The sequence below is a fragment of the Mycobacterium sp. 050134 genome, from assembly GCF_036409085.1.
Taxonomy (GTDB): Bacteria; Actinomycetota; Actinomycetes; order Mycobacteriales; family Mycobacteriaceae; genus Mycobacterium.
In genome coordinates this window covers 135,651-158,696 of the sequence record NZ_JAZGLV010000002.1, presented here as the reverse complement: position 1 = coordinate 158,696, position 23,046 = coordinate 135,651, and the positions used below count along the sequence as shown (strand labels likewise).

General features: G+C 68.6%; 25 protein-coding genes and 3 tRNA genes. 16 read left to right on the top strand and 12 right to left on the bottom strand.

Annotated elements, in window-relative coordinates; all coding sequences use genetic code 11:
- Positions 1-45 precede the first annotated feature (45 nt).
- From SKC42_RS02825 to SKC42_RS02815, 3 genes are all read right to left on the bottom strand, one after another.
- On the bottom strand, positions 46-741 hold the full coding sequence (locus tag SKC42_RS02825) for a crotonase/enoyl-CoA hydratase family protein (RefSeq protein WP_330962787.1): 696 nt from the start codon (positions 739-741) through the stop codon (positions 46-48).
- Between the two features lie 16 nt (positions 742-757).
- Positions 758-1,603, bottom strand: a complete 846-nt coding sequence (locus SKC42_RS02820) for a hypothetical protein (protein WP_330962974.1) — start codon at positions 1,601-1,603, stop codon at positions 758-760.
- A 95-nt stretch (positions 1,604-1,698) separates the two neighbouring features.
- Positions 1,699-2,415: an MBL fold metallo-hydrolase gene (locus SKC42_RS02815; RefSeq protein WP_330962786.1), complete on the bottom strand. Its 717-nt coding sequence runs from the start codon at positions 2,413-2,415 to the stop codon at positions 1,699-1,701.
- A gap of 104 nt (positions 2,416-2,519) precedes the next feature.
- Between SKC42_RS02815 and SKC42_RS02810 the strand changes: the two genes are divergently transcribed.
- The 12 genes from SKC42_RS02810 (at position 2,520) to rplA (ending at position 7,518) form a co-directional block, all read left to right on the top strand.
- A complete protein-coding gene (locus SKC42_RS02810) occupies positions 2,520-2,735 on the top strand; it encodes a type II toxin-antitoxin system VapB family antitoxin (RefSeq protein ID WP_330962785.1) in 216 nt (71 codons plus the stop codon).
- A 98-nt stretch (positions 2,736-2,833) separates the two neighbouring features.
- A tRNA-Thr gene (locus SKC42_RS02805) sits at positions 2,834-2,906 on the top strand.
- A gap of 51 nt (positions 2,907-2,957) precedes the next feature.
- A tRNA-Met gene (locus SKC42_RS02800) sits at positions 2,958-3,031 on the top strand.
- A gap of 46 nt (positions 3,032-3,077) precedes the next feature.
- The gene (rpmG, locus tag SKC42_RS02795; RefSeq protein ID WP_003898538.1) at positions 3,078-3,245 is read left to right on the top strand and encodes a 50S ribosomal protein L33; all 168 of its coding nucleotides are present in this window, start codon (positions 3,078-3,080) and stop codon (positions 3,243-3,245) included.
- 45 nt (positions 3,246-3,290) lie between these two features.
- Positions 3,291-3,770 carry a (3R)-hydroxyacyl-ACP dehydratase subunit HadA gene (gene hadA, locus SKC42_RS02790; RefSeq protein ID WP_330962784.1) on the top strand — a complete coding sequence of 160 codons (480 nt, stop codon included), beginning with the start codon at positions 3,291-3,293 and terminating at the stop codon, positions 3,768-3,770.
- Complete coding sequence (hadB, locus tag SKC42_RS02785) at positions 3,757-4,185, top strand: (3R)-hydroxyacyl-ACP dehydratase subunit HadB (protein ID WP_330962783.1); 429 nt, start codon at positions 3,757-3,759, stop codon at positions 4,183-4,185. Before hadA ends, hadB begins: the two co-directional genes overlap by 14 nt.
- 3 nt (positions 4,186-4,188) lie before the next feature.
- Entirely contained in the window at positions 4,189-4,689 is a 501-nt protein-coding gene (gene hadC, locus SKC42_RS02780) for a (3R)-hydroxyacyl-ACP dehydratase subunit HadC (RefSeq protein WP_330962782.1), read from the top strand.
- Between the two features lie 157 nt (positions 4,690-4,846).
- Positions 4,847-4,919 (top strand) — tRNA-Trp (locus tag SKC42_RS02775).
- Between the two features lie 92 nt (positions 4,920-5,011).
- Positions 5,012-5,488, top strand: coding sequence for a preprotein translocase subunit SecE (secE, locus tag SKC42_RS02770; RefSeq protein ID WP_330962781.1), 477 nt, complete (start codon positions 5,012-5,014; stop codon positions 5,486-5,488).
- Between the two features lie 31 nt (positions 5,489-5,519).
- A complete protein-coding gene (gene nusG, locus SKC42_RS02765; protein ID WP_330962780.1) occupies positions 5,520-6,272 on the top strand; it encodes a transcription termination/antitermination protein NusG in 753 nt (250 codons plus the stop codon).
- A 40-nt stretch (positions 6,273-6,312) separates the two neighbouring features.
- Entirely contained in the window at positions 6,313-6,741 is a 429-nt protein-coding gene (rplK, locus tag SKC42_RS02760; protein WP_330962779.1) for a 50S ribosomal protein L11, read from the top strand.
- Positions 6,742-6,810: 69 nt separating this feature from the next.
- Positions 6,811-7,518 carry a 50S ribosomal protein L1 gene (gene rplA / locus SKC42_RS02755; RefSeq protein ID WP_330962778.1) on the top strand — a complete coding sequence of 236 codons (708 nt, stop codon included), beginning with the start codon at positions 6,811-6,813 and terminating at the stop codon, positions 7,516-7,518.
- Positions 7,519-7,592: 74 nt separating this feature from the next.
- Here rplA and SKC42_RS02750 read toward each other — a convergent pair whose 3' ends face one another.
- From SKC42_RS02750 to SKC42_RS02710, 9 genes are all read right to left on the bottom strand, one after another.
- The gene (locus tag SKC42_RS02750; protein ID WP_330962777.1) at positions 7,593-8,810 is read right to left on the bottom strand and encodes an RNA polymerase sigma factor; all 1,218 of its coding nucleotides are present in this window, start codon (positions 8,808-8,810) and stop codon (positions 7,593-7,595) included.
- Between the two features lie 8 nt (positions 8,811-8,818).
- Complete coding sequence (locus tag SKC42_RS02745) at positions 8,819-9,517, bottom strand: YciI family protein (RefSeq protein ID WP_330962776.1); 699 nt, start codon at positions 9,515-9,517, stop codon at positions 8,819-8,821.
- 105 nt (positions 9,518-9,622) lie between these two features.
- Positions 9,623-10,519 (bottom strand): hydroxymycolate synthase MmaA4, encoded by an 897-nt coding sequence (mmaA4, locus tag SKC42_RS02740; RefSeq protein WP_330962775.1) that lies wholly within the window; start codon positions 10,517-10,519, stop codon positions 9,623-9,625.
- Positions 10,520-10,604: 85 nt separating this feature from the next.
- Positions 10,605-11,486 (bottom strand): methoxy mycolic acid synthase MmaA3, encoded by an 882-nt coding sequence (gene mmaA3 / locus SKC42_RS02735; RefSeq protein WP_330962774.1) that lies wholly within the window; start codon positions 11,484-11,486, stop codon positions 10,605-10,607.
- Between the two features lie 143 nt (positions 11,487-11,629).
- Positions 11,630-12,493, bottom strand: coding sequence for a cyclopropane mycolic acid synthase MmaA2 (gene mmaA2 / locus SKC42_RS02730; RefSeq protein WP_330962773.1), 864 nt, complete (start codon positions 12,491-12,493; stop codon positions 11,630-11,632).
- An 11-nt stretch (positions 12,494-12,504) separates the two neighbouring features.
- Positions 12,505-13,365: a mycolic acid methyltransferase MmaA1 gene (gene mmaA1, locus SKC42_RS02725; RefSeq protein WP_330962772.1), complete on the bottom strand. Its 861-nt coding sequence runs from the start codon at positions 13,363-13,365 to the stop codon at positions 12,505-12,507.
- Positions 13,366-13,455: 90 nt separating this feature from the next.
- Entirely contained in the window at positions 13,456-14,373 is a 918-nt protein-coding gene (locus tag SKC42_RS02720) for an alpha/beta fold hydrolase (protein WP_330962771.1), read from the bottom strand.
- On the bottom strand, positions 14,373-15,716 hold the full coding sequence (locus SKC42_RS02715; RefSeq protein ID WP_330962770.1) for an ABC1 kinase family protein: 1,344 nt from the start codon (positions 15,714-15,716) through the stop codon (positions 14,373-14,375). The genes SKC42_RS02720 and SKC42_RS02715 overlap by 1 nt, the downstream gene beginning before the upstream one ends.
- Positions 15,717-15,860: 144 nt before the next feature.
- On the bottom strand, positions 15,861-16,433 hold the full coding sequence (locus SKC42_RS02710; RefSeq protein WP_330962973.1) for a DinB family protein: 573 nt from the start codon (positions 16,431-16,433) through the stop codon (positions 15,861-15,863).
- Positions 16,434-16,503: 70 nt separating this feature from the next.
- Between SKC42_RS02710 and SKC42_RS02705 the strand changes: the two genes are divergently transcribed.
- From SKC42_RS02705 to rplJ, 4 genes are all read left to right on the top strand, one after another.
- Positions 16,504-20,700, top strand: a complete 4,197-nt coding sequence (locus SKC42_RS02705) for an NEW3 domain-containing protein (RefSeq protein ID WP_330962769.1) — start codon at positions 16,504-16,506, stop codon at positions 20,698-20,700.
- Entirely contained in the window at positions 20,697-21,314 is a 618-nt protein-coding gene (locus SKC42_RS02700) for a DUF7158 domain-containing protein (protein ID WP_330962768.1), read from the top strand. The genes SKC42_RS02705 and SKC42_RS02700 overlap by 4 nt, the downstream gene beginning before the upstream one ends.
- A gap of 5 nt (positions 21,315-21,319) precedes the next feature.
- The gene (locus SKC42_RS02695; protein ID WP_330962767.1) at positions 21,320-22,252 is read left to right on the top strand and encodes an ROK family protein; all 933 of its coding nucleotides are present in this window, start codon (positions 21,320-21,322) and stop codon (positions 22,250-22,252) included.
- Positions 22,253-22,475: 223 nt separating this feature from the next.
- Positions 22,476-23,039: a 50S ribosomal protein L10 gene (gene rplJ / locus SKC42_RS02690; RefSeq protein WP_330962766.1), complete on the top strand. Its 564-nt coding sequence runs from the start codon at positions 22,476-22,478 to the stop codon at positions 23,037-23,039.
- Positions 23,040-23,046: the final 7 nt, after the last annotated feature.

Sequence of the window (23,046 nt, the reverse complement as noted above, 5' to 3'; positions counted from 1 at the left end):
GCGGTGGCCCGAGTTTGCTTAACCGGCCACCGCGTTCATTTTCGGTCAGAGCCCGAACTCGGCCTCGATCCCGTCGATACCGGCGCGGATTCCCCTGAGCGCGTCCGCGCGGGCGCGCAATTTGGTTGCGGCGTGGGCGCGTTGGTTCAAGCCGGCGAATTCGCGCGCGGCCTCCTCGGCCCGGCTGACCACAATCTCTGGCGGCACGATCTCGTCGACGAAGCCGGCGGCCAGGGCGGTCTCGCCGAAGAACGTCTTGGCCAGCCCGGCGGCCTGCTGGTACGCCGACGGCGTCAGCCGCAGTTTCATGATCTCCAACGCGGCGTGGGGGATGACCATGCCGATCGCGACCTCGTTGGCCTGGATGTTGTAGGCGTGGGCGGCCACCCGGTGGTCGGCGGAGGCCAGGAGGAAGGAGCCCATCGCGATCGCGTGGCCGGTGCACGCCACCACCACCGGCTTCGGGTAGGTCAACAGCCGATACGCCAGCTCGAAGCCGCCCCGGAGCATGTCGATCGCCAGCTGTACCTCGCCGGACGTCAGGATCTTCAGGTCGAACCCGCCGCTGAACACCCGCTCGTTGCCCGTGATCACCAGCGCGCCGGCGTTGTCGGCGTCCGCCCGGTCGATCCCTTCGTTGAGGGCCTTTTGCATGGTCGGGCCCAGCGCATTGACTTTGCCGTCGTCCATTCGCAGGACCGCGATCGAGTCCTTGTGGGAGTAGGAGACCGGGCCGCTCATGAGTCGCTCCTTGCGATCAGACGTGCTGGGTGTGGTGCTTTCCTAGATCATTTCTCAGATCATTGTCGGCGCTCCCCCAGCGCAGCCTGACATCGGTGGGCGCGTCGACCTGCCGGGCACGCCATCGGTCCTGGGTTTCCCGGACCGCGCCGTTGATCCGCTCGATCTCGCTGCGGAACACCTCGGGGCGGGTTTCCTTGCTCGCGTAGTGAAAGTACGTCAGCAGGCCGCGCAGCAGCTCCAGCTTCTGCTTCTCCCGCTTCGCGAGGTCGTGGGTCGTCATCAGGTCGATCCGCTGCACGGGGGGCAGCTCATCCCAGTCCAGGACCACTCTCGTCTCCAGCGGCGTCCGCTCGCCCCGCCAGAACCGCCACCCGCGTGCCCGGTGGGGCCGGTCGTAATAGACCAGCGTCCCGGTGAAGCGCGACTCGATGCCGCTGCCGATCTCGGCGCGGTCGAGGGCCGAGTCCCACACCATGCGCCATTCCTGGCCGGGCGCCAGTGCCGGCAACTCGCGGGGCAGTTGCAGCTCGACGACATCGGCGTAACCGTCGGTCGCATTTTCGTATTCGGCGACCGTCGGCGGATTGGAAAAGGCGAATCGAATGTCGTAGGCCGCGGTCCGGCCGAAATTGCGGACCACGAGTTCGATGACGTGCCAGTCCGCGGGATGCGGCTCCATGAGCATCGCCACGTGGGGGCGCGCCTGCTCCGCGGCGAGTCCCCGGTGCCGCTTGAGCTGGCGATTCGTGAAGATCAGCGCGATGACTCCGAGCGCGATCGCCCCCCAGGCCGCCCACGCCAACCAGGTGCTGGATCCGACATTGGTGACTCCGTGCCAGCTGTCCTGGATCCACCCCATGGAATCCACCCTCCGCTTATATCACAGTTGCAATCGGCCGGAAATTCTCGCAAATCGTGCGCGTATCCGCTGCCGCCGATGCCATGCTGGCGAGGTCAGCCGCCCATCAACATTCGCCACTGCTCCAGGTTTGCGGCGGCCTGGTACACGTAATTGGAGCGCTTGACCTCCGACAGGGCTGCGCTGCGCTCGTTGGAATACCAGTGCCCCGGGAACACCGTCGGGTCGCCGGGGAGCGTGGCGAGCCGCTGGAGGCTGCGGTACATGTCGTCGCAGTTACCCCCGGGAAAGTCGGTGCGCCCGCAGCCGTCCAGGAACAGTGTGTCGCCGGCCACCAGGCGGCCGTCCAGCAGGAAACACTGGCTGCCCGGAGTGTGTCCCGGGGTGTGCAGCAGCTCGATCTCGATCTCGCCCACATGGACCTTGTCGTGGCCCTCGTGGGTCGTCAGGTCTCCGAGCCCGATCCCGGTGACGCGCGAAACCCACAGCGCTTCATGGGTGTTGACGTGCACCGGGACGGGGGCCCGCTCGAGCAGCTCCGCCAGGCCCTTCAGCTCGAAGCCCATCATCGACCCACCCACGTGATCGGGATGATGATGGGTAACCAAGACGCCCGACAGGTGCATGCCGTCTGCCTCGAGCTGGTCGAGGAGGTCGCCGGCGGCGTAGGCGGGATCCACCACCAGGCAGTCACCGGTCTGCCGGTCACCGATCAGGTAGGCGAAGTTGCGCATCTGCACCGCGATGATGTCGCCGGCGGCGAAATCACGGCCCGAGAGCAATTGGCGGAAGTAGAGCCGGTCCTCTGGCACGTTATCAGCCTAGGACCTGTCGCGACCGTGCCGGCACCAAATTTTCGCCGGAAAGCGCCCGGGAGCTCGCGATTGACCGTTTTCAGAGTGGGTACTGTTGGCGCATGAAGAAGAGGGTCGAGCTGGAGGTCGACACCGACTTGGTCGAAGAGGCGATCCGTCGGTTCCATCTTGCCGACATGCGCGAGGCCGTTCACCTCGCGTTGCGCACCCTGCTCGGCGAGGCGGGCACCGAAGCCGAACCGGACGACGAGTACGACGAGTTCAGCGATCTCAGCGCCTGGGAACCTCGCCGCGGCGGCGACGGCCGGGTGACATAACCCCGGTTCCCGCATCCTGGGGGCTGGTGGTTTGGTGCCGCTGCGAGCCAGGTTGTACCCTCTTTTAGGCCCACGGCAAGCGCCGATTCGGGTGAACGGCCCCCTTAGCTCAGTCGGTAGAGCGTTTCCATGGTAAGGAAAAGGTCAACGGTTCGATTCCGTTAGGGGGCTCGGCGGACGCCGAGCAGGCGTGGCGGCCTGACCCCAAATGGGGTGGCCAGAGGCGATGTAGCTCAGTCGGTTAGAGCGAACGACTCATAATCGTTAGGTCGCCGGTTCGAGTCCGGCCATCGCTACAACACAACAACGCGTTTTGTATAGAGAGATTCGAGAGAGACCGATATGGCGTCCAGTACCGATGTGCGGCCCAAGATCACCTTGGCGTGTGAGGTGTGCAAGCACCGCAACTACATCACCAAGAAGAACCGCCGCAACGACCCGGACCGGCTGGAGCTGAAGAAGTTCTGCCCGAACTGCGGCAAGCACCAGGCCCATCGGGAGACGCGGTAATCACCTGCGCGCAATTACTGAGATCGACTAGGTAGGTTTGAAGCCGTGGGGTTGTCTTCAAGCATCGTCGGGATGCACTACCGCTACCCCGACCACTACGAGGTGGAGCGCGAGAAGATCCGCGAGCATGCCGAGGCCGTGCAACACATGGATGCCTGCTCTTTCGACGAGAAGGCGGCCGCCGAGCTCGGCTACTCCGGGCTCGTCGCCCCGCTCACGTTCATCTCCGTGTTCGGTTATAAGGCCCAGTCAGCGTTCTTCGACCACGCGGGCATCGCGGTCACCGACCAGCAGATCGTGCAGGTCGACCAGGTGCTCAAATTCATGAAGCCGATCGTGGCGGGTGACAAGCTGTACTGCGACGTCTGGGTGGACTCGATGCGCGAGTCGCACGGCACCCAGATCATCGTGACCAAGAACATCATCACTAACGAAGCCGGTGAAACTGTCCAAGAGACCTACACGACCCTGGCGGGGCGTGCGGGCGACGATGGGGAAAAGGGATTTTCACATGCCACTGCGTGAGTTCGATTCGGTGAAGGTGGGCGACCAGCTGCCGGAGAAGACCTACCCGCTGACCCGCCAGGACCTGGTGAACTACGCCGGGGTCTCGGGTGACCTGAACCCGATCCACTGGGACGACGAGATCGCCAAGGTCGTCGGGCTGGACACCGCCATCGCCCACGGCATGCTGACGATGGGCATCGGCGGCGGTTACGTCACCTCCTGGGTGGGTGACCCGGGCGCGGTCACCGAGTACAACGTGCGGTTCACCGCCGTCGTCCCTGTGCCCAACGACGGCAAGGGGGCAGAGCTGGTGTTCAGCGGCCGGGTGAAGTCCGCGGATCCGGACAGCAAGACCGTGACCATCGCGCTCACGGCCACCACCGGGGGCAAAAAGATCTTCGGCCGGGCAGTCGCGTCGGCGAAGCTGGCGTAGCTGATGGCGCTGAAGACCGACATTCGGGGGATGGTCTGGCGCTACCCCGACTATTTCGTTGTGGGCCGCGAGCAACTCCGCCAATTCGCGCAGTCCATCAAGTGTGACCACCAGGCTTATTTCGAGGAAGATGCCGCCGCGGAACTCGGCCACGACAACATCATTGCGCCGCTGACATTCGCGTCGATCCTGGCGAAGCTCGTCCAGCTGGATTTCTTCCGGAATGTCGACGTGGGCATGGAGACCATGCAGATCGTCCAGGTCGACCAGAAGTTCATCTTCAAAAAGCCGATTCTCGCCGGCGACAAGCTGTGGGCCCGGATGGAAATCTACTCGGTGGTCGAGCGTTTCGGCGCCGACATTGTGGTCACCAAGAACGTCTGTCACAACGACCGCGGCGAGCTCGTGCTGGAGGCCTACACCACCCTGATGGGCCAGCAGGGGGACGGCTCCGCCCGGCTCAAATGGGACAAAGAGTCCGGCCAGGTCGTCCGAACCTCGTAATCGGCATCGGTCTGGGCCTCGGAAAATATCTAGTACACTCGGACCTCGGGGTTTTCCCAGCATCAGCGCGCTGTCCGTCGGTTCGCGATCACCGACCGGGGGCGCGCGTGTCATGTAAGCCCCGATAGGTAAGCGCAGGTTGGCCTGCCAACCGCGAAGGGGCGTAGCTCAACTGGCAGAGCAGCGGTCTCCAAAACCGCAGGTTGCAGGTTCAAGTCCTGTCGCCCCTGCTTAACGGCCGGGCCGTGCCATGGTGGACACTGGAAAGGGTGACCACCGCGGTGGGACGGCTCGCAGGCACTAGCAAACAAAGGAGCACGCGGTGAGCGACGAGGGCAACGCTGCCAACGACGCCGCACGCGACGGCGGCGACAGCGACGAGAGCCGCGCCGGCGGCGGTCGGACGGCCGTGGTGACGGAGCCGGCGGCGCGTCCACAGCGCCCGACCGGCAAGCGGTCCCGGCAGCGCGTCACCGATGCCGACCGGGACGCCGACACGGCGCACTCCGGCGAGGCCGAGGCCGCCAAGGAGGACAAGGGGAAGAAGGGCGCGAAGGCCAAGACGGGTAAGAAGCCGGCGAAAGCCAGGAAGCCCGGGGACCGCCCCGCCAACCCCTTCGTGTTCGTCTTCAACTACCTCAAGCAGGTCGTTGCGGAGATGCGGAAGGTCATCTGGCCGAACCGCAAGCAGATGTTCACGTACACCTCCGTGGTGCTGGCGTTTCTGGCCTTCATGGTGGCGGTGGTCGGCCTGGCGGACTTCGGCCTGACCAAGCTCGTGCTGCTGGTGTTCGGCTGAGCGTCGAAAGTGATAGAGAGGACTTACAACCGTGACTACCTTCGACGGTGACACGTCAGCGGGTGAAGCGGTCGATCTGAAAGAGACCGACGAGGCTCCCGACATTTCGGCCCCGGCCGAGCCGGCCGAAACCTCGGCCCCGGCCGAGCCGGCCGAGGATGTTGACCCGGCCGCCGCGCTGAAGGCGGAGCTGCGCAGCAAGCCCGGCAACTGGTACGTCATCCACTCGTATGCGGGCTACGAGAACAAGGTGAAAGCCAATCTCGAGACCCGTGTGCAGAACCTCGACGTCGGCGACTACATCTTCCAGGTGGAGGTCCCGACCGAAGAGGTCACCGAGATCAAGAACGGCCAGCGCAAGCAGGTCAACCGCAAGGTCCTGCCCGGCTACATCCTGGTCCGCATGGACCTCACCGACGACTCATGGGCCGCGGTGCGCAACACGCCCGGCGTCACCGGGTTCGTCGGCGCGACGTCGCGGCCGTCGGCGCTCACGCTCGACGACGTGGTGAAGTTCCTGCTGCCGCGCGGCGCGGCGAAGAAGGCCGCGAAGGGTGCGGCCAGCACCGCCGCCGCCGCCGAGGCGGGCGGCCTCGAGCGCCCGGCCGTCGAGGTCGACTACGAAGTCGGCGAATCGGTGACCGTGATGGACGGGCCGTTCGCCACGCTGCCGGCGACGATCAACGAGGTCAACGCCGAACAGCAAAAGCTCAAGGTGCTGGTGTCGATCTTCGGCCGTGAGACGCCCGTCGAGCTGACGTTCGGCCAGGTCTCGAAGATTTAGTTCGGCATTCAGACAAAGACGAGGAAGGAACACCCAACCCATGGCCCCGAGGAAGAAAGTCACCGGGCTGATCAAGCTGCAGATCGTGGCGGGACAGGCCAACCCGGCGCCGCCGGTCGGCCCCGCGCTCGGCCAGCACGGCGTCAACATCATGGAGTTCTGCAAGGCCTACAACGCCGCCACGGAGAACCAGCGCGGGCAGGTCATCCCGGTGGAGATCACGGTCTACGAGGACCGCAGCTTCACTTTCGCCCTGAAGACCCCGCCCGCCGCCAAGCTGCTACTCAAGGCCGCCGGCGTGGGCAAGGGCTCGGCGGAGCCGCACAAGACCAAGGTCGCCAAGGTGACCTGGGACCAGGTGCGCGAGATCGCCGAGACCAAGAAGACCGACCTCAACGCCAACGACATCGACGCCGCCGCCAAGATCATCGCCGGGACCGCCCGGTCGATGGGCATCACCGTCGAGTAAACGCCCCGCCCGTGGGAGGGCCAGCTTCGGCCCGTTCGCAACCACAACCAACCACGAGATTGGATATCGATGAGCAAGAACAGCAAGGCATACCGCGCCGCCGCCGAGAAGGTGGACCGCGACCACCTGTACACCCCGCTCGAAGCGGCCAAGCTGGCCAAGGAGACGTCGTCGGCCAAGCAGGACGCGACCGTCGAGGTGGCCATCCGGCTGGGAGTCGACCCACGCAAGGCGGATCAGATGGTCCGCGGCACCGTCAACCTGCCGCACGGCACCGGTAAGACCGCCCGGGTCGCGGTGTTCGCCGTGGGTGACAAGGCCGAGCAGGCGCAGGCGGCCGGTGCCGACATCGTGGGCAGCGACGACCTGATCGAGAAGATCCAGGGCGGGTTCCTGGACTTCGACGCGGCCATCGCGACGCCCGACCAGATGGCCAAGGTGGGTCGGATCGCCCGGATCCTCGGCCCGCGCGGCCTGATGCCCAACCCCAAGACCGGCACCGTGACGCCCGACGTCGCCAAGGCCGTCGCGGACATCAAGGGCGGCAAGATCAACTTCCGCGTGGACAAGCAGGCCAACCTGCACTTCGTCATCGGCAAGGCGTCCTTCGACGAGAAGACCCTCGCGGAGAACTACGGCGCCGCGCTCGACGAGGTGCTGCGGCTCAAGCCGTCGGCGTCGAAGGGCCGGTACCTGAAGAAGATCACCGTGTCGACGACGACGGGTCCGGGCATCCCGGTCGACCCGGCCGTCACCCGGAATTTCGCCGAGGCCTGATTTCTCACGCCGAGCGTCGACTTGTGACGCGATTCGGCGGGTAATCGGCGCAACAAGTCGACGTTCGGCGGTAGCTACCCGCCGCATTCCGCGATGCGGCGGCGCAGGAACGCCCGGCTCGGCTCGGATCCGTTGCCGTCCAGCGCTTTTCGATACCATGTGAGGGCTTCGGCGGTCCGTCCGCCGCGCCGCAGCAGGTCGGCACGCACCGTCGCGACCAGCGAGGAGCGGGCCAGCCGGGGATCGCCCGCCACCTCGTCCAGGGCCGCTAACCCGGCGTCGGGGTCGTCGCGGAGACCGACCGCCAGGGCGCGGTTGGCGCGCACGACGGGGGAGTCGGTCATCTGCGCGAGCCGGTCGTAGGCCGCGCAGATGGTGCTCCAATCGGTGTGCTCCCAGGACGGCGCCGTCACGTGCAGCGCGGCGATCACCGCCTGCGGCAGATACGGGCCCGTCGACCCCTCGGCCAGTCGCAACCGGTGCAGCCCGCGGGAGATGCGGGCGCGGTCCCACCTGCGGCGGTCCTGCTCCTCGAGTGGAACCAGCATCCCCGCGTCGTCCACCCGGGTGGCGCGCCGCGAGTCGTGCAGCAGCACGAGGGCGGCCAGGGCGTGTGCCTCGCGCTCGTTCGGCATCAACGCGCACAGCTCGCCGGCCAGCCGGACCCCTTCGTCACACAGCTCGTCGCGGATGGCCGACGGGCCGGCGGTCGACCAGTAGCCCTCGGTGAAGACGGAGTAGACGCAGCCCAGCACGTGCGGGGTGCGCTCGGGCAACAGCTCGGCGGGCGGCACGCGCAGCGGGATGTTGGCATGCCGGACCTTGTTCTTGGCCCGGGTGATGCGCTGCCCGACGGCGGCCTCACTCTGCAACAGCGCACGGGCGATCTCGGGAACCGTCAGTCCCGAGACCAGCCGCAGCGTGAGCGCGAGCTGCGACTGCCGATCCAGCGCCGGGTGCGCGCAGGTGAACATCATCCGCAGCTCGTCGTCGCGCACCGGATGCGGTTCGCTGCCGTCGGTGCGCGCCCGGATCTCGTCGACCACGGCCGCCAATTCCTTTCCCGGACGCGCTGATTCGCGGCGCAGCCGATCCCGGGCGCGGTTGCGGGCGACGGTCACCAGCCACCCGCCGGGATTCTCCGGTGGCCCGTCGCGCGGCCAGCTGCGAAGCGCCTCCGCGCAGGCCTCCTGGACGGCGTCCTCCGCAACGGTCAGGTCGCCGGACCACCGCGCGAGCGCGGCGACGGCGGGCCCCCATTCCCGGCGGAAGACGCCGTCCAGGCTGCTCATTCGCCCAGTTACAGACCGGACATCCCGGCCAGCTGGCGCAGTTCCACGGCCGAGGCGGGGATCATCGCCGCGAGCTTCACGGCCTCGTCACGATCGGCGGCGGACAGCAGGTAGAAGCCGTTGGCCACCTCGGCGCCCTCCGCGTAGGGACCGTCCGTCACCAGGACCTCACCGTTGCGCACCCGCACGGTGGTCGCCGTCGACCGGTCGTGCAGCGCGGCGCCCCCCACCATGTGATCACCCGCGGCGGCGGCAAACTCCGCGTGCCGGGCCGCGACGGCATTCCACTCGGGTGTCCCCGGCGTGTGCGCGGACTCGGGCGGCTCGAGGAGCAGCGCGAGCCAGTCGTCGCCGGTGGGGCGGCGGGCCGGTTGGAAAGGATGGACCGTCGGCCGCACGTCAACCGCCCCGTAGTGCGCGACGGGGACGCCACGGGCCAGGGTCAGCGCCTCATCGAGGTTCTCCGCCTCGAAAACGTAGTAGCCGCAGGCGACCTCGGCGCCCTCGGCGAACGGCCCGTCGGTGATGACCGGCGCGTCGGGACCGCCGGCGACGCGGACGCCCGTCGCGGCCGGCAGCAGCGCATCGCCGGCCAGGATGGCCGAACCGGCCTTGGCGTGGAAGTTCTCGAAGGCGGCCATCATCTCGGCCCGCTCGTCGGGTGTGAGGTTGGGTTCCCTGCTGATCAACAAGGCAAAGTACTGCATGTGTCGTCACCTCCGGTAGTGAGCGAAACCTGAGTGTTTCACTCTCTACCCGATCGACGAACGGCGCGGCGCCGATCCGACACCGACGCAGGAATTACGCCCCGACTAGTTCGAGGCGCCTGGCTTGAGGTAGGTCACCAGGCGGACGTCGAGCATCTCGTCGGTGAAGTAGTGTTCGCAACCGCGCAGGTACTTCATGTAGCGGTCGTACACCTCTTCGGACGTGATCTCGATGGCCTTGTCCCGGTTCGCCTCCAGCGCGTCACCCCAGATGCGCAGGGTCTTGATGTAGTGCGGCCGCAGCGAAAGGCTCTCGGGAACAACGAAACCAGCCTTCTCGCCGTGCTCCACCATCATCTCCGCCGACGGCAGGCGGCCGCCGGGGAAGATCTCGGTGATGATGAACTTGATGAAACGCGCGGTCTCGAAGCTGAGCTTCTTGCCGCGGGCGGCCATGTCGAACGGGTGGTAGCCGACGCTGCTCTGGATGGTCATCCGGCCGTCGTCGGGCATGATGTCGAAGCACCGCTTGAAGAAGTCGTCGTAGTTCTCGTGGCCGAAGTGCTCGAAGGCCTCGATCGACACGATCCGGTCGACGGGCTCGTTGAAGTCCTCCCAGCCGTGCAGCCGGATGTCGCGCGACCGGGTGGTATCGAGCGCCCCGAGCACCTGCTCGCAGCGGGCGTGCTGGTTCTTGGACAGCGTCAGGCCGATCACGTTGACGTCGAAGCGTTCGATGGCCCGCCGCATGGTGCTACCCCAGCCGCAGCCGATGTCGAGCAGGGTCATGCCCGGCCTGAGGTCGAGCTTGTCCAGGTTGAGGTCGATCTTGGCGTACTGCGCCTCCTCGAGCGTCATGTCGTCGCGCTCGAAATACGCGCAGCTGTAGATGCGAGAGGGGTCCTGGAACAGGGCGAAGAAGTCGTCGGAGACGTCGTAGTGCGCTTGGATGTCCTGGAATTGGCGCGTCCGCGTCTTCGCCGCGCCCGGTTGATCAGCCATGTTCGTCTTGTTCTCCTGGATGAAACTCACCGCCAAAAAACACAGGGTTCGGGGCGTGTTATCTGACGCGCAACGATACCGAAGTTCACTTCTCCAACGTGAATTGGTTGCAGTCGATGTAACCCATCCGGAAGGCCTTCGCGCAGCCGGTCAGATACTTCATGTAGCGGTCGTAGACCTCTTCGGACTGGATGGCGACGGCCTCGTCCTTGCGCGCCTCGAGCGCCTCGGCCCAGAAATCCAGGGTCTTGGCGAAGTCCAGCTGCAGCGACTGGCGGCGCGCCACCTTGAAGCCGACCTTCGTCGCGTGCTCCTCGACGGTCTCGATCATCGGCAGCCGGCCGCCCGGGAAGATGTCGGTGACGATGAACCTGATGAACTTCGCCATCTCCATCGTCAGCGGTATCCCGCGCTCCATCACCTGCTTGACGTGCAACCCGGTGATCGAGTGCAGCAGCATCACGCCGTCCGCGGGCAGGGCGTTGTAGGTGAACTCGAAGAAGTCGTCGTAACGGTGAAAACCGAAGTGCTCCAACGCCTCGATCACGACGATGCGGTCGACCGGGTCGGTGAACTCGGCCCAGTCGCTCAGCAGCACCCGCCGCGAGCGGTCGCTGTCGATCCCGTCGAGCACCTGCTGGCAGTACGCGTGCTGATTCTTCGACAGCGTCAACCCGATGACGTTCACGTCGTAGCGCTCGACGGCGCGCTTCATCACCGAGCCCCAGCCGCAGCCGACGTCGAGCAGCGTCATCCCCGGCTGCAGGCCCAGCTTGTCGAGGGTCAGGTCGAGCTTCGCGAGCTGCGCCTCGTGCAGGTTCATGCCCTCGCGCGGGAAATACGCACAGCTGTAGGTGCGAGTCGGGTCCACAAAGAGCGCGAAGAACTCGTTCGACAGGTCGTAGTGCGCCCGGACATTGTCGAGGTTCGACCGCTTGAGCGTGGCCCCCACCCGATTCTCGAACATGATGTCCTCCCGACTGGACCGGCACCTTGGCTCGATGCCATCCCCCGGCACCCTACACGCGCCGACGGGCATCCCCTACTCACTGAGTTCGCGTGCCCCGGGTTTTTACGTCAGCACCGACCCCAGTGTGACGCGCCCCACCGCTATTTCTCCAGAGTGAACTGGTTCACGTCGATGTAGCCGGTCCGGAACGCCTTTGCGCAGCCGGTCAGATACCTCATGTACCGCTCGTAGACCTCTTCGGACTGGATGGCGATGGCCTCGTCGCGGCGCGCCGCCAGGGCCTGGGCCCACAGGTCCAGCGTTCGCGCGTAGTGCGGCTGCAGCGACTGCCGGCGCGTCAGCGTGAACCCCGCCTTGGCCGAGCGTTCCGCCACCATCTCGATCGACGGCAGCCGCCCGCCCGGGAAGATCTCCGTGACGATGAACTTGATGAAGCGCGCCATCTCGAACGTCAGAGGGATGCCCCGCTCGACGCACTGCGGCCCCGTCAGGCCCGTGATCGTGTGCAGCAGCATCACGCCATCGGCCGGCAGGGCCTTGTGCGCCATCTGGAAGAAGTCGTCATAGCGTTCGTGGCCGAAGTGCTCGAACGCGCCGATCGACACGATGCGGTCGGCGGGCTCGTCGAACTGTTCCCAGCCGGCCAGCAGGACGCGCTTGCCGCGCTCACCGCCCATCGCGTCGAACGACCTCTGCACGTGGGCGGCCTGATTTTTCGACAGTGTCAGCCCGACGACGTTGACGTCGTAGCGCTCGATCGCGCGCCGCATGGTGGCACCCCAGCCGCAGCCCACGTCGAGCAGTGTCATGCCGGGCCGCAACCCCAGCTTCCCCAGCGCCAAGTCGATCTTGGCGAGCTGCGCCTCTTCCAACGACATGTCGTCGCGCTCGAAATATGCGCAACTGTAGGTCTGCGTGGGATCCAGGAAGAGGCGAAAGAACTCGTCCGACAGGTCGTAGTGCGCCTGCACATCGTCGAAGTGGGGCTGCAGGTCCTTGGACATGCCGGCTCAGCTCACTTGACGAGCGTGAACTGGGCGACGTTGATCAGCCGGCGCCGGAACCGCTCGGCACACCCCGTCAGGTAGTGCATGAACTTGTCGTAGACGTCCTCGGACTGCACGGCGATGGCCTGGTCCCGGTGGGCCTCCAGGTTGGCCGCCCACATGTCCAGCGTCTTGGCGTAGTGCTGCTGCATCAGCTGCACCTGTCCCACCGAGAAACCGGCGGCCTGCGCGTTGTCGACGATGTCGGGCTCGGAGGGGAGCTCGCCGCCCGGGAAGATCGACTCGCGCAGGAACTTGAGGAACCGGATGTCGCTCATCGTCAGCGGGATGCCCTGCTCGTGCAGCCACCGGCGGTCGTAGGTGAACAGGCTGTGCAACAGCATCCGGCCGTCGCTGGGCATCATGTTGTAGCAGCGCTCGAAGAACGCGCCGTACCGCTCCTTGTGGAACGCGTCGAACGCCTCGAAAGAGACGATCCTGTCGACCTTTTCGTCGAACTCTTCCCAGCCCTGCAGCCGCGCCTCGGCCCGCCGGTTGGTGGGTATGGCGGCCAGCCGGGCCTTGCTGCGCTCGTAGTGGTGGCGCGACAGCGTCAGCCCGATGACGTTGACGTCGTACTTCTCGACCGCGCGAACCAGCGCCCCACCCCAGCCGCAGCCGACATCAAGCAACGTCATCCCCGGCTCGAGCTTCGCCTTGTCCAGCGCCAGGTCCAACTTGGCCAGCTGGGCTTCCTCGAGCGTCATGTCGTCGCGTTCGAAGTAGGCGCACGTGTAGACCCACGTGGGGTCCAGGAACAGACCGAAGAAGTCGTCCGAAATGTCGTACGCCGCTTGCGAATCTTCGTAATACGGTGTCAGTTCCGCCATGCTGTAGACATCCTCCCAGCACAAACCGTACAACTCTGTGAAGCCAATGTGAAATTCACAGGGTCACCCTAGAACAACTCCGAGACGGCTTCAGCTGGCGTCGGCGAAGTTGCTTGCCAGCACGCTGATCAACCGATCCCAAAGTTGCTGAGGCAGATCGTGGCCCATGCCGTCGAACAAGACGAGTCGAGCGCCGTCGATGGCGCGCGCGACCGCTCGGCCGCCCGACGGCCGCATCAGCCTGTCGGCCCGGCCGTGGATCACGACGGTGGGTGCGGCCGTTCGCCGGTTGTATCGCACGAGGCTGCCGCTGCTCAGCACCGCGCTGAAATGCCGGGCCACCCCCCACGGGTAATAGCTGCGGTCGTATCCTTGCGCGGCGTCGGCGCGCACCTGTTCCTCGGTCAGCTGATAGCGCGGACTGCCGATGATCCGGGTAACCCGCACCGCGTTGTCGATGATCACCTCGCGCGGCGAACTCGGGGGTGGCCCTTTGAGGATGGCCAGCAGCGCGCGCGGGGCGGGGGGCGGCAGGAACCGCCGATTGTTGCTAGAGAAGACGACGGCCAGCGACTTGGTCCGCTCGGCGAAGCGGGCGGCGAAAACCTGGGCGATCATGCCGCCCATCGACGCCCCCACGATGTGGGCGCGGTCGATGCCGAGGTGGTCCAGCAGGGCCGCCGCGTCGTCGGCCATCTCTTCGAGCCCGTAGGTTGCCTCGCTGGGCAGGCCGACCCAGAAGCGCAGCAGCCGCGGGACCAGCGGCGGGCTGGATCCCGGGCGTTCGGTCTTGCTGGACAGGCCGACGTCGCGATTGTCATACCGGATGACGCGCATTCCCCGATCGACGAGCTTCGCGCAGAAACCGGTGCGCCACAACAACAGTTGGGCGCCCAGCCCCATGATCAGCAGCACAGCCGGGTCGCCGGGGTCGCCCATGTCCTCGTAGTAGAGCTCGACGGCGCCGTGGGGATGGTCGACGGTCGCGGTGCCGGTCCGGATCTGCATCACACTTCTTCGGACTGGTGCTCCCGGCTCACCTCGACCATGAAGTTGGCGAAGTATCCGGTCAGCTGCGGATCGGACATCATCTGCCACTTCGGCGCGAGCAGCTTCATGTACCGCTCGACATAGAGGAACTGCTTGCCGATGAGCACGAGTTCGCGGGGGAGCTTGACGTCGTAGGCGTCGGCCAGGGCCGACAGCTGCCGGCCGATGTCCGCGTAGGACATGTCGCCGAGCGTCTGCATGGTCAGCGGGGTGGCGAACCGCTCCAGGTCTTTCGCGGCCTCGGCCTCGGGTTTCATGGTGCCGACGGCCCCCATCAGCACGACGATCTTGCCCGCCGCGGCGTGGTCCTTCTTCACCAGCAGCGCGTACACCAGCTCGCGTAGCAGCCACCGGGTGCGCGGGTCGATGCGGCCCATGATCCCGAAGTCGAAGAACACGATGCGGCCCTGGTCGTCGACGTAGAGGTTGCCCGCGTGCAGGTCGCCGTGGAACAGGCCATGCCGAAGTCCGCCCTCGAACAGGCTGAACAACAGCGCCTTGACCAGCTCCACCCCATCGAACCCGGCCTTGCGGATGGCGGCGGCGTCGTCGATCCGGATGCCCTGCACCCGCTCCATCGTCAACACCCGTCCGCTGGTGAAGTCCCAGTGCACCTGGGGCACCCGGATGTTGCGGCCGAGCGGGGAGACGTGCAGGTGCGAGACCCACGCCTCCATGGACTGCGCCTCGAGCCGAAAGTCCAGCTCCTCGGCGAGGTTGTCGGCGAAGTCGGCGACCACGTCCTGGGCCGACAGGCGGCGACCCAGCTTGGCCAGTTCGACGGCCTGCGCGAAGCGCTTGAGGATCTGCAGGTCCGCGGCGACCCGGCGGCGGATCCCCGGCCGCTGGATCTTGACGACGACCTCCTCTCCGGTGTGCAGGGTGGCGTAGTGCACCTGCGCGATGGAGGCCGAGGCGAACGGCGTCTCGTCCCACTTGGCGAACAGCTCGGCGGGGTCGCGGCCGAGGTCCTCGATGAAGAGTTTGTGCACTTCCCTGGAGTCGGCGGGCGGAACCCGGTCGAGGAGCCCGCGGAACTCGCGGGACAGCGATTCCCCGAACGCGCCGGGGCTGGAAGCGATGATCTGGCCGAACTTGACGTAGGTGGGACCGAGGTCGGCGAACGCCTGGGGTAGCTGTTTGATGACCTTCTGTTGCCATGGCCCCCTGGTCGGCAGTTTGCCGACGACGCGGGCGGCGGTCCGGGTGACCTGCCAGCCTGTGACGGCTACCCGGGCCGCTTCGACGGGCAGGGGCACCCGGTCAAGCTTGGCCACCTCGCGGTGTTTGGTAGGAGTCATCCCAGCAGTCTGCCAAATCGGCGGTGTCAAGTCCCAATCCCGGTGACGGCGCTCACCGTGAATTGCGGAGCGCCGAGCGTGCATTCACCGCGAAAAATCGGCCCGAAATTCGCTGTGAGTACACGCTCGGTGAGGCCTTGGCGGTCAGGATTTGCTCCACGGCCTGACCCATCCCTCGATCTCCCAACGCTCCTCCGCGGCGATCAACTCGTACATGGTGGCTCCGTCGATGGCCTCGCGAACGATGTCGGCGTGCCCGGCGTGCCGGGCCAGCTCGTTGATCACGTGCAGGACCACCCAGCGCACCGACCACTCCCGCTGATTCTTGGGGAACCAGGGGATGTCCTGCGGCACCGGCACCGCGGCGTCGAGATCGGCGGTCTCGACCAGCCGCAACGACTCCGCGTTCTGGGCCTCGAACGCCCGCAGCAGCCCATCGAGCGTTTCGTCGGACCGCATGACGTGCTGGTCGGCGAAGTCGCGGGCGATCTCCTCGAACGGCCGGGGATCCTTCGGCGGCGCGCCGGGCGCGGCGGCGACCCGCGCCATCCAGCTGCGCTGCATCCCGGTGGCGTGTTTGACCAGCCCGCCGACCGACAGCGCGCTGACCGTCGGCGTGGAGCGCGCCTGTTCGTCGGTGAGGCCGTATGACACGGCGAAATACGCGCTCTGGTGGTACGCCAGGAACTCGCGCAGGGCGCTGCGTTCATCGTCCACGGGCGGGGCGAGGGCGGGCACCGTCGGATGTTAGCTCGATCCTGACTTGCGCGCGCCGTAAAGTGCGGGCATGCAGGTGCTTTCGGCACGGTCGACGGAGCTGTTCGTGGGGCCGCCGGACGCGCCCCTGCAGCTGGTGCGGGTCGCCGTCTCGGGATGCTCCGAACCGACACCGGTCCGCGTCGACGGGGACGGGATCGAGGGCGAGGCGATCGCCGGGATCGGCAGCGAGCTAGTCGAGCTGCCCGTCCGGGTGCGGCGCGGGACCACCGGCGAGCGACGGGCGGCGACGGCGCGCTGCGGGGCCTCCGAGGTCGCCTTCGAGTTCACCGTCGCCGAGCCCGGGTGGACGATGTTCATGATCAGCCACTTCCACTACGACCCGGTCTGGTGGAACACCCAGGGCGCCTACACCAGCCGGTGGACCGAGGACCCGCCGGGCCGGGCCCGGCAGACCAACGGTTTCGAGCTGGTGCACGCCCACCTGGAGATGGCCCGCCGCGATCCCGACTACAAGTTCGTGCTCGCCGAGGTGGACTACCTCAAGCCGTACTGGGACAGCCGGCCCGAGGACCGCGCCGACCTGCGCCGCTTCCTCGCCGAGGGCCGCGTCGAAATCATGGGCGGCACCTACAACGAGCCCAACACCAACCTCACCAGTCCGGAGACGACCATCCGAAACCTGGTGGCCGGCATCGGGTTTCAGCATCACGTGCTGGGCGCCGAGCCGGCCACGGCGTGGCTGCTCGACGTTTTCGGCCACGACCCGCAGTTCCCCGGGATGGCGGCCGACGCCGGCCTGACATCGAGTTCGTGGGCGCGCGGCCCGCACCACCAGTGGGGCCCGACGCGCAGCGGTGGGGTTGAGCGCATGCAGTTCTCCAGCGAGTTCGAGTGGATCGCGCCCTCGGGTCGGGGCCTGCTCACCCATTACATGCCCGCCCATTATTCGGCCGGCTGGTGGATGGATTCCTCGACCTCGCTCGCCGAGGCCGAGGACGCGACCTACGCGCTGTTCGATCAGCTCCGGCAGGTCGCGCTGACCCGCAACGTGCTGCTGCCGGTGGGCACCGACTACACGCCGCCGAACAAATGGGTGACCGAAATCCACCGCGACTGGGCCGCGCGCTACACCTGGCCGCGCTTCGTGTGCGCGCTGCCGAAGGAGTTCTTCGCGGCGGTGCGCGCGGAGCTGGTCGACGGCAACCGGACGGCCTCGCCCCAGACCCGCGACATGAACCCCATCTATACCGGCAAGGACGTGTCGTACATCGACACCAAGCAGGCCAACCGTGCGGCCGAGAACGCCGTCCTGCAGGGCGAACGCTTCGCCGTGTTCGCCGCTCTGATGAGCGGTGCCGCGTACCCGCAGGCCGCCCTGGCCAAGGCCTGGGTGCAGCTGGCCTATGGTGCCCACCACGACGCCATCACCGGGTCGGAATCCGACCAGGTCTACCTCGATCTGTTGACCGGCTGGCGCGACGCCTGGGAGCTGGGTCGGGCGGCGCGCGACAACTCGCTGGCGGTGTTGTCCGGCGCGGTGGACGCCGAGGCCGGCGCCGTGGTCGTCTGGAACCCGCTGGCGCACGGGCGCACCGATGTCGTCACCGCCCGGTTCGACCCGCCGCTCGGCGCCGGGCTGCGGGTGCTCGACGACGCGGGCGCCGAGGTGCCCGCGCTGGTCGAGCACGACGGGCGATCGGTCACCTGGCTGGCCGGCGAGGTGCCGTCGCTGGGCTGGCGCGCCTACCGGGTGGTCCCGGGGGGAGCGCCGACCGGCTGGAAACCGGTGCCCGGGACCGCGATCGCGAACGAGCACTACCGGGTCCGCGCCGATCCGGGGCGCGGCGGCGGGGTCGCGTCGCTGAAGCATCGGGGCCGCGAGCTGATCGCCGAGGGCCGGGTCGGCAACGAGCTCGCCGTCTACGAGGAGTACCCGTCGCACCCGACGCAGGGGGAGGGCCCGTGGCACCTGCTGCCCCACGGGCCGGCCGCCTGCTCGGCGGAATCCACCGCCCAGGTGCGGGCCTACAACGGTCCGGTCGGCCAGCGGCTGGTCGTGGAAGGGCGGATCGGCGCGCTGCTGCGCTACACCCAGACGCTGACCCTGTGGCGCGGCGTCGAGCGCCTGGACTGCCGCACCACCATCGACGAGTTCACCGGGGCCGACCGCCTGGTCCGGCTGCGCTGGCCGTGCCCGGTCCCGGGCGCCATGCCGGTCAGCGAGGTCGGGGACGCCGTCATCGGGCGGGGTTTCGCGCTGCTGCACTCCGCTCCGGACCGCTCCGTGGACACCGCCCAGCACCTGTGGACGCTGGACAACCCCGCCTACGGCTGGTTCGGGTTGTCGTCGGCCGCGCGGGTCCGGGTCGGCCCGCCCCACGCACAGGCCGTGCGCGCGGTGTCGGTGGCCGAGGTGGTGGCGCCGGACGAGGCGATGTCCGGGCCGCTGGCGCGTGAATTGATGGTCGCGCTGGTCCGCGCCGGTGTCACGGCCACCTGCAGTGGTGCCGACCGGCCGCGCTACGGCCACCTGGATGTCGACTCCAACCTGCCGGACGCGCGGATCGCGCTGGGCGGCCCCGCCCGCAACAGCTTCACCGAAGCCGTTCTGGCGCAATCGGATCCGGCATACACCGCCGAGCTCGAGCGGCAGCTCGCCGAGACGGGCCGTGCCCGGGTCTGGGTGCCCGCCGCGGTGCCACTTCAGGCCGGCTGGGTGCCCGGCGCCGATCTGCGCCCGCCCCGGGCGCTCCCGGTGCTGGTGGTCGACGGCGCCGGTGACGACGGGCTGCATGCGGCGATCGCGTCGGTGGCCGATGACCTCGGGGACGCCGAGATCGTTGTCGAGCAGGCAGCGGCGGCCGGGACCGATCCGTTCGAGGCGCGCACCGTCGCAGTGCTCAACCGGGGTGTCCCGGGCTTCGCCGTGGACATCGAGGGCACCCTGCATTCCTCGCTGATGCGGTCGTGCACCGGTTGGCCGTCGGGCGTCTGGACCGACGACCCGCGCCGCACCGCGCCGGACGGGTCGAGCTTCCAATTGCAGCACTGGACACACGACTTCGACTACGCGTTGGCGAGCGGCGAGGGTGACTGGCGCCAGGCCGGGATCCCGGCCCGCAGCGCGGACTTCGCCCACCCGCTCTTGGCCGTCCGTTCCCGGGGGCGGGGGAGCGCGCTGGCCTCGTCCGGATCGCTCCTGCACGTCAACCCCGCCGGCGCCGTCCACCTCGGCGCCCTCAAGGCCGCCGGCAACCCGCTGGCCGCGGGCGCCGCCGCGCCGGTCGACCCCGCGACGGTGGCGGTACGGCTGGTGGAGACGGCCGGGGTGCGGGCGCGGGTGACCCTCGGCTCCGGGGTCGGCGAGGTGGCCGACCAGCGTCCCGCCGACCTGTTGGAGCGGCCCCGGGGCCGCGGGAGCGCAATCGACCTGCACGGCTTTCAGCTGGCCACCGTGCTGGTCCGGCTCGAAATGCCCCGCGCCGGTGCGGGTTTCGTCGAACTCGCGCCGGAGGCCGAAGCCGCCCAGCCGCTGTACGCGCGCTACTGGCTGCACAACCGCGGCCCCGCGCCGCTGGGCGGGCTGCCCGCCACCGCGCACCTGGACCCCGCGCTGGCGCCGGGCGAGCCGGGCGGCCGGGTGGCGATGCGCCTTACCGCGGCCAGCGACAGCACCGACGCCACCCTGGGAGGGACCGTGACGATCGTGTGCCCCGACGGCTGGACGGCCACCCCGGCCGAGCTGCCGTTCGTCCTGCACCGCGGGGAGTATCGAGAGGCCGAGCTGGCCGTGTCCGTCCCCGCGGGCGCCCGGCCGGGCCGCTATCCGGTGCGCGCCCAGCTCGCGCTCACCGGGGACGGCATCCCGACCGCCTGGCGGCAGGTGGTCGAGGACGTCGGCGTTGTGGTGGTCGGCGAGACAGCCGGAGGAGCCGAGGGGCCGGGCGGGCTCGTCTACCTCGTCGACGACCCCACCGATATCGCCGTGGCCGCCGGGGGTGCGGCCGCGCTGACCGTCACCATCGGCTCCCGCGCCGGGGCCGCACTGGCGCTGGAGGCCCACCTCATCAGCCCCTGGGGCACCTGGGAGTGGATCGGGCCGGGCGCACAGGGTGCGGTGCTGCCCGCCGGCGGCTCGGTCGGGCTCACCTTCGGCGTGCGGCCGCCGGCCTGGCTGGCGCCCGGGGAGTGGTGGGCGCTGGTCCGCGTCGGCTGCGCCGGTCACCTCGTCTATTCGCCGGCGGTGCGGGTGACCGTGACATGAGGGCCGACCTCGTGGCCCTGGTGGCCGGGATACCGGTCCGCGTCGACGAACTCGACGCGGCCGAGGCGCGGCTGCGCGGCGGAACCGGTTCGGCGTCGCTTCCGGCGCCCGGCACCAGCGAGGGCCGGCAGCTGCGCCGCTGGCTCACCCAGCTGATCGTGACCCAACGGGTGATCGCCGCCGAGGTCGCCGCGCGGGGGCTCGACAGCCGCGCCGCCCCGAGCGAGCACGAGCTGTTGCCCGACCCGACGGCCCGGCTGGAGATCGGCAGTGTGGCCGCGGCGACGCTCGCCGATCCCCGCGCCAGGGCGCTGTTCGCCGATGTCACGTCGGCCGTCCGGGTGGCCGACGACCGGGTGGCCGATTACCATGCCCGCAACCCGCTGCGGTTTGCGTCCCCGCGGCCCGACCGGCACGGCTGGTGCGCCCCCCCGTCCGCCGCGCCGGCGCTGGGCGAGGTGCGATCGGCGATCGCCGAGCACCTCCGCGGGGCCGCCCGGCGACACGCCTTCCGGGTATGGCTGGACGCGCGCCGGGAGGCGCTGGTCCGCCTGGCGCCGGGCTACGAGCATCCCGGCGACCCGCGCCAGCCCGACAACACCCACCGGCACTGATCGCCATGCTGACCCTCTGCCTGGACATCGGCGGCACCAAGATCGCCGCGGCCCTCGCCGACCCGGCCGGCGCGCTGGTGTACACCGGCATCCGCCCGACCCCGGCGGGAGCCGGTGCCGAGGAGGTGTGGGACGCGGTCGCCGCGACGATCGACGACGCGGTGCGGGCGGCCGGCGAGAGGGCCGGCGGTCCCATCGCGGCCGTCGGCATCGCGTCGGCCGGCCCCATCCACCTGGACACCGGGACGGTCAATCCGATCAACATCGGATCCTGGAGCGGTTTTCCCCTGCGTGAACGCGTCGCCGCCGCGGTGCCGGGCGTGCCGGTCCGGCTGGGCGGTGACGGGTTGTGCATGGCGCTGGGGGAGCATTGGCGCGGCGCGGGCCGGGGCGCGCGGTTCATGCTCGGCATGGTGGTTTCGACCGGGGTGGGCGGTGGGCTGGTGCTCGGCGGCCTGCCCTACGCCGGCCGCACCGGCAACGCCGGCCACGTGGGGCACGTGGTGGTCGAGCAGGACGGCCGGCTCTGCGCGTGCGGCGGTCACGGCTGCGTCGAGACGGTGGCGTCGGGGCCGTCGATGGTGCGGTGGGCGCGGGAGAACGGCTGGTCGGCGCCGCCCGGCGCCGGTGCCAGGGACTTGGCCGCCGCGGCGGGAGCCGGGGAGCCCGTGGCGCTGCGCGCCCTCCGGCGCGGCGGGACCGCAGTCGCGGCGATGATCGCCTCGGTGGCCGCGGTCTGCGACCTCGACCTCGTCGTCGTGGGCGGCGGGGTCGCCAAGGCCGGGCCCTTGCTCTTCGACCCGTTGCGCGCCGCGCTGACCGACTATGCCGGGCTCGACTTCCTGGCCGGGTTGCGGGTGGTGCCGGCGGAACTCGGCGGCGAGGCCGGCCTCGTGGGCGCGGCACGCCTCGCGGCCGTTTTGGCCGACAGCGCCTGATCGGGCTATTGTGGTTGCCGATCCACCGAAGACCGTCGGTCACCGAGAAATCGGTCGAAGGTCCGGGAGCATCCCGGCGGCCCACGCAGGAGGACGAGGCACAAAGCGCCGGCGGTTGCCGGCGTGATTTCGCGCCCCGGCCCGCATCCTGCGCCGGGGCGTTCGTCGTTCTCGGGGGATCACCAGACGACACGTCGCACGACTTTCACCTCAGGAGGTGTGCATGGCCAGGGCTGACAAGGCCACCGCCGTTGCAGACATCACGGAGCAGTTCAAGAGTTCGACCGCCACCCTGATCACCGAGTACCGCGGTTTGACGGTGGCCAACCTGGCCGAGCTGCGCCGCTCGCTGGGCGAATCGACCACCTACTCGGTGGCCAAGAACACGCTCATCAAGCGCGCGGCCTCGGAAGCCGGGATCGAGGGGATCGACGATCTCTTCGCCGGCCCGACGGCCATCGCGTTCGTCTCCGGCGAGCCGGTCGAGGCCGCCAAGGCGATCAAGACCTTCGCCAAGGAGCACAAGGCGCTGGTCATCAAGGGCGGCTACATGGACGGCCGACCCCTGACGATCGCCGAGGTCGAGCGCATCGCCGACCTGGAATCCCGCGAGGTGCTGCTGGCCAAGCTGGCCGGCGCCATGAAGGGCAACCTCGCCAAGGCGGCCGGCCTCTTCGCCGCTCCCGCCTCGCAGATGGCCCGGCTCGCCGCCGCGCTCCAGGAAAAGAAGGCTTCGGAACCGGGCGCCGCGGCACCGGCCGCCGAGTCACCGGCTGAAGCCGAATAACCCAAAC

What these genes read in the sequence shown, in the direction of transcription:
- SKC42_RS02825 (WP_330962787.1), bottom strand. Translation starts at nt 741, where the DNA reads ATGAGCGGCCCGGTCTCCTACTCCCACAAGGACTCGATCGCGGTCCTG.
- SKC42_RS02820 (WP_330962974.1), bottom strand. Translation starts at nt 1,603, where the DNA reads ATGGGGTGGATCCAGGACAGCTGGCACGGAGTCACCAATGTCGGATCC.
- SKC42_RS02810 (WP_330962785.1), top strand. Translation starts at nt 2,520, where the DNA reads ATGAAGAAGAGGGTCGAGCTGGAGGTCGACACCGACTTGGTCGAAGAG.
- rpmG (WP_003898538.1), top strand. Translation starts at nt 3,078, where the DNA reads ATGGCGTCCAGTACCGATGTGCGGCCCAAGATCACCTTGGCGTGTGAG.
- hadB (WP_330962783.1), top strand. Translation starts at nt 3,757, where the DNA reads ATGCCACTGCGTGAGTTCGATTCGGTGAAGGTGGGCGACCAGCTGCCG.
- hadC (WP_330962782.1), top strand. Translation starts at nt 4,189, where the DNA reads ATGGCGCTGAAGACCGACATTCGGGGGATGGTCTGGCGCTACCCCGAC.
- rplK (WP_330962779.1), top strand. Translation starts at nt 6,313, where the DNA reads ATGGCCCCGAGGAAGAAAGTCACCGGGCTGATCAAGCTGCAGATCGTG.
- rplA (WP_330962778.1), top strand. Translation starts at nt 6,811, where the DNA reads ATGAGCAAGAACAGCAAGGCATACCGCGCCGCCGCCGAGAAGGTGGAC.
- SKC42_RS02750 (WP_330962777.1), bottom strand. Translation starts at nt 8,810, where the DNA reads ATGAGCAGCCTGGACGGCGTCTTCCGCCGGGAATGGGGGCCCGCCGTC.
- SKC42_RS02745 (WP_330962776.1), bottom strand. Translation starts at nt 9,517, where the DNA reads ATGCAGTACTTTGCCTTGTTGATCAGCAGGGAACCCAACCTCACACCC.
- mmaA4 (WP_330962775.1), bottom strand. Translation starts at nt 10,519, where the DNA reads ATGGCTGATCAACCGGGCGCGGCGAAGACGCGGACGCGCCAATTCCAG.
- mmaA3 (WP_330962774.1), bottom strand. Translation starts at nt 11,486, where the DNA reads ATGTTCGAGAATCGGGTGGGGGCCACGCTCAAGCGGTCGAACCTCGAC.
- mmaA2 (WP_330962773.1), bottom strand. Translation starts at nt 12,493, where the DNA reads ATGTCCAAGGACCTGCAGCCCCACTTCGACGATGTGCAGGCGCACTAC.
- mmaA1 (WP_330962772.1), bottom strand. Translation starts at nt 13,365, where the DNA reads ATGGCGGAACTGACACCGTATTACGAAGATTCGCAAGCGGCGTACGAC.
- SKC42_RS02720 (WP_330962771.1), bottom strand. Translation starts at nt 14,373, where the DNA reads ATGCAGATCCGGACCGGCACCGCGACCGTCGACCATCCCCACGGCGCC.
- SKC42_RS02715 (WP_330962770.1), bottom strand. Translation starts at nt 15,716, where the DNA reads ATGACTCCTACCAAACACCGCGAGGTGGCCAAGCTTGACCGGGTGCCC.
- SKC42_RS02705 (WP_330962769.1), top strand. Translation starts at nt 16,504, where the DNA reads ATGCAGGTGCTTTCGGCACGGTCGACGGAGCTGTTCGTGGGGCCGCCG.
- SKC42_RS02700 (WP_330962768.1), top strand. Translation starts at nt 20,697, where the DNA reads ATGAGGGCCGACCTCGTGGCCCTGGTGGCCGGGATACCGGTCCGCGTC.
- SKC42_RS02695 (WP_330962767.1), top strand. Translation starts at nt 21,320, where the DNA reads ATGCTGACCCTCTGCCTGGACATCGGCGGCACCAAGATCGCCGCGGCC.
- rplJ (WP_330962766.1), top strand. Translation starts at nt 22,476, where the DNA reads ATGGCCAGGGCTGACAAGGCCACCGCCGTTGCAGACATCACGGAGCAG.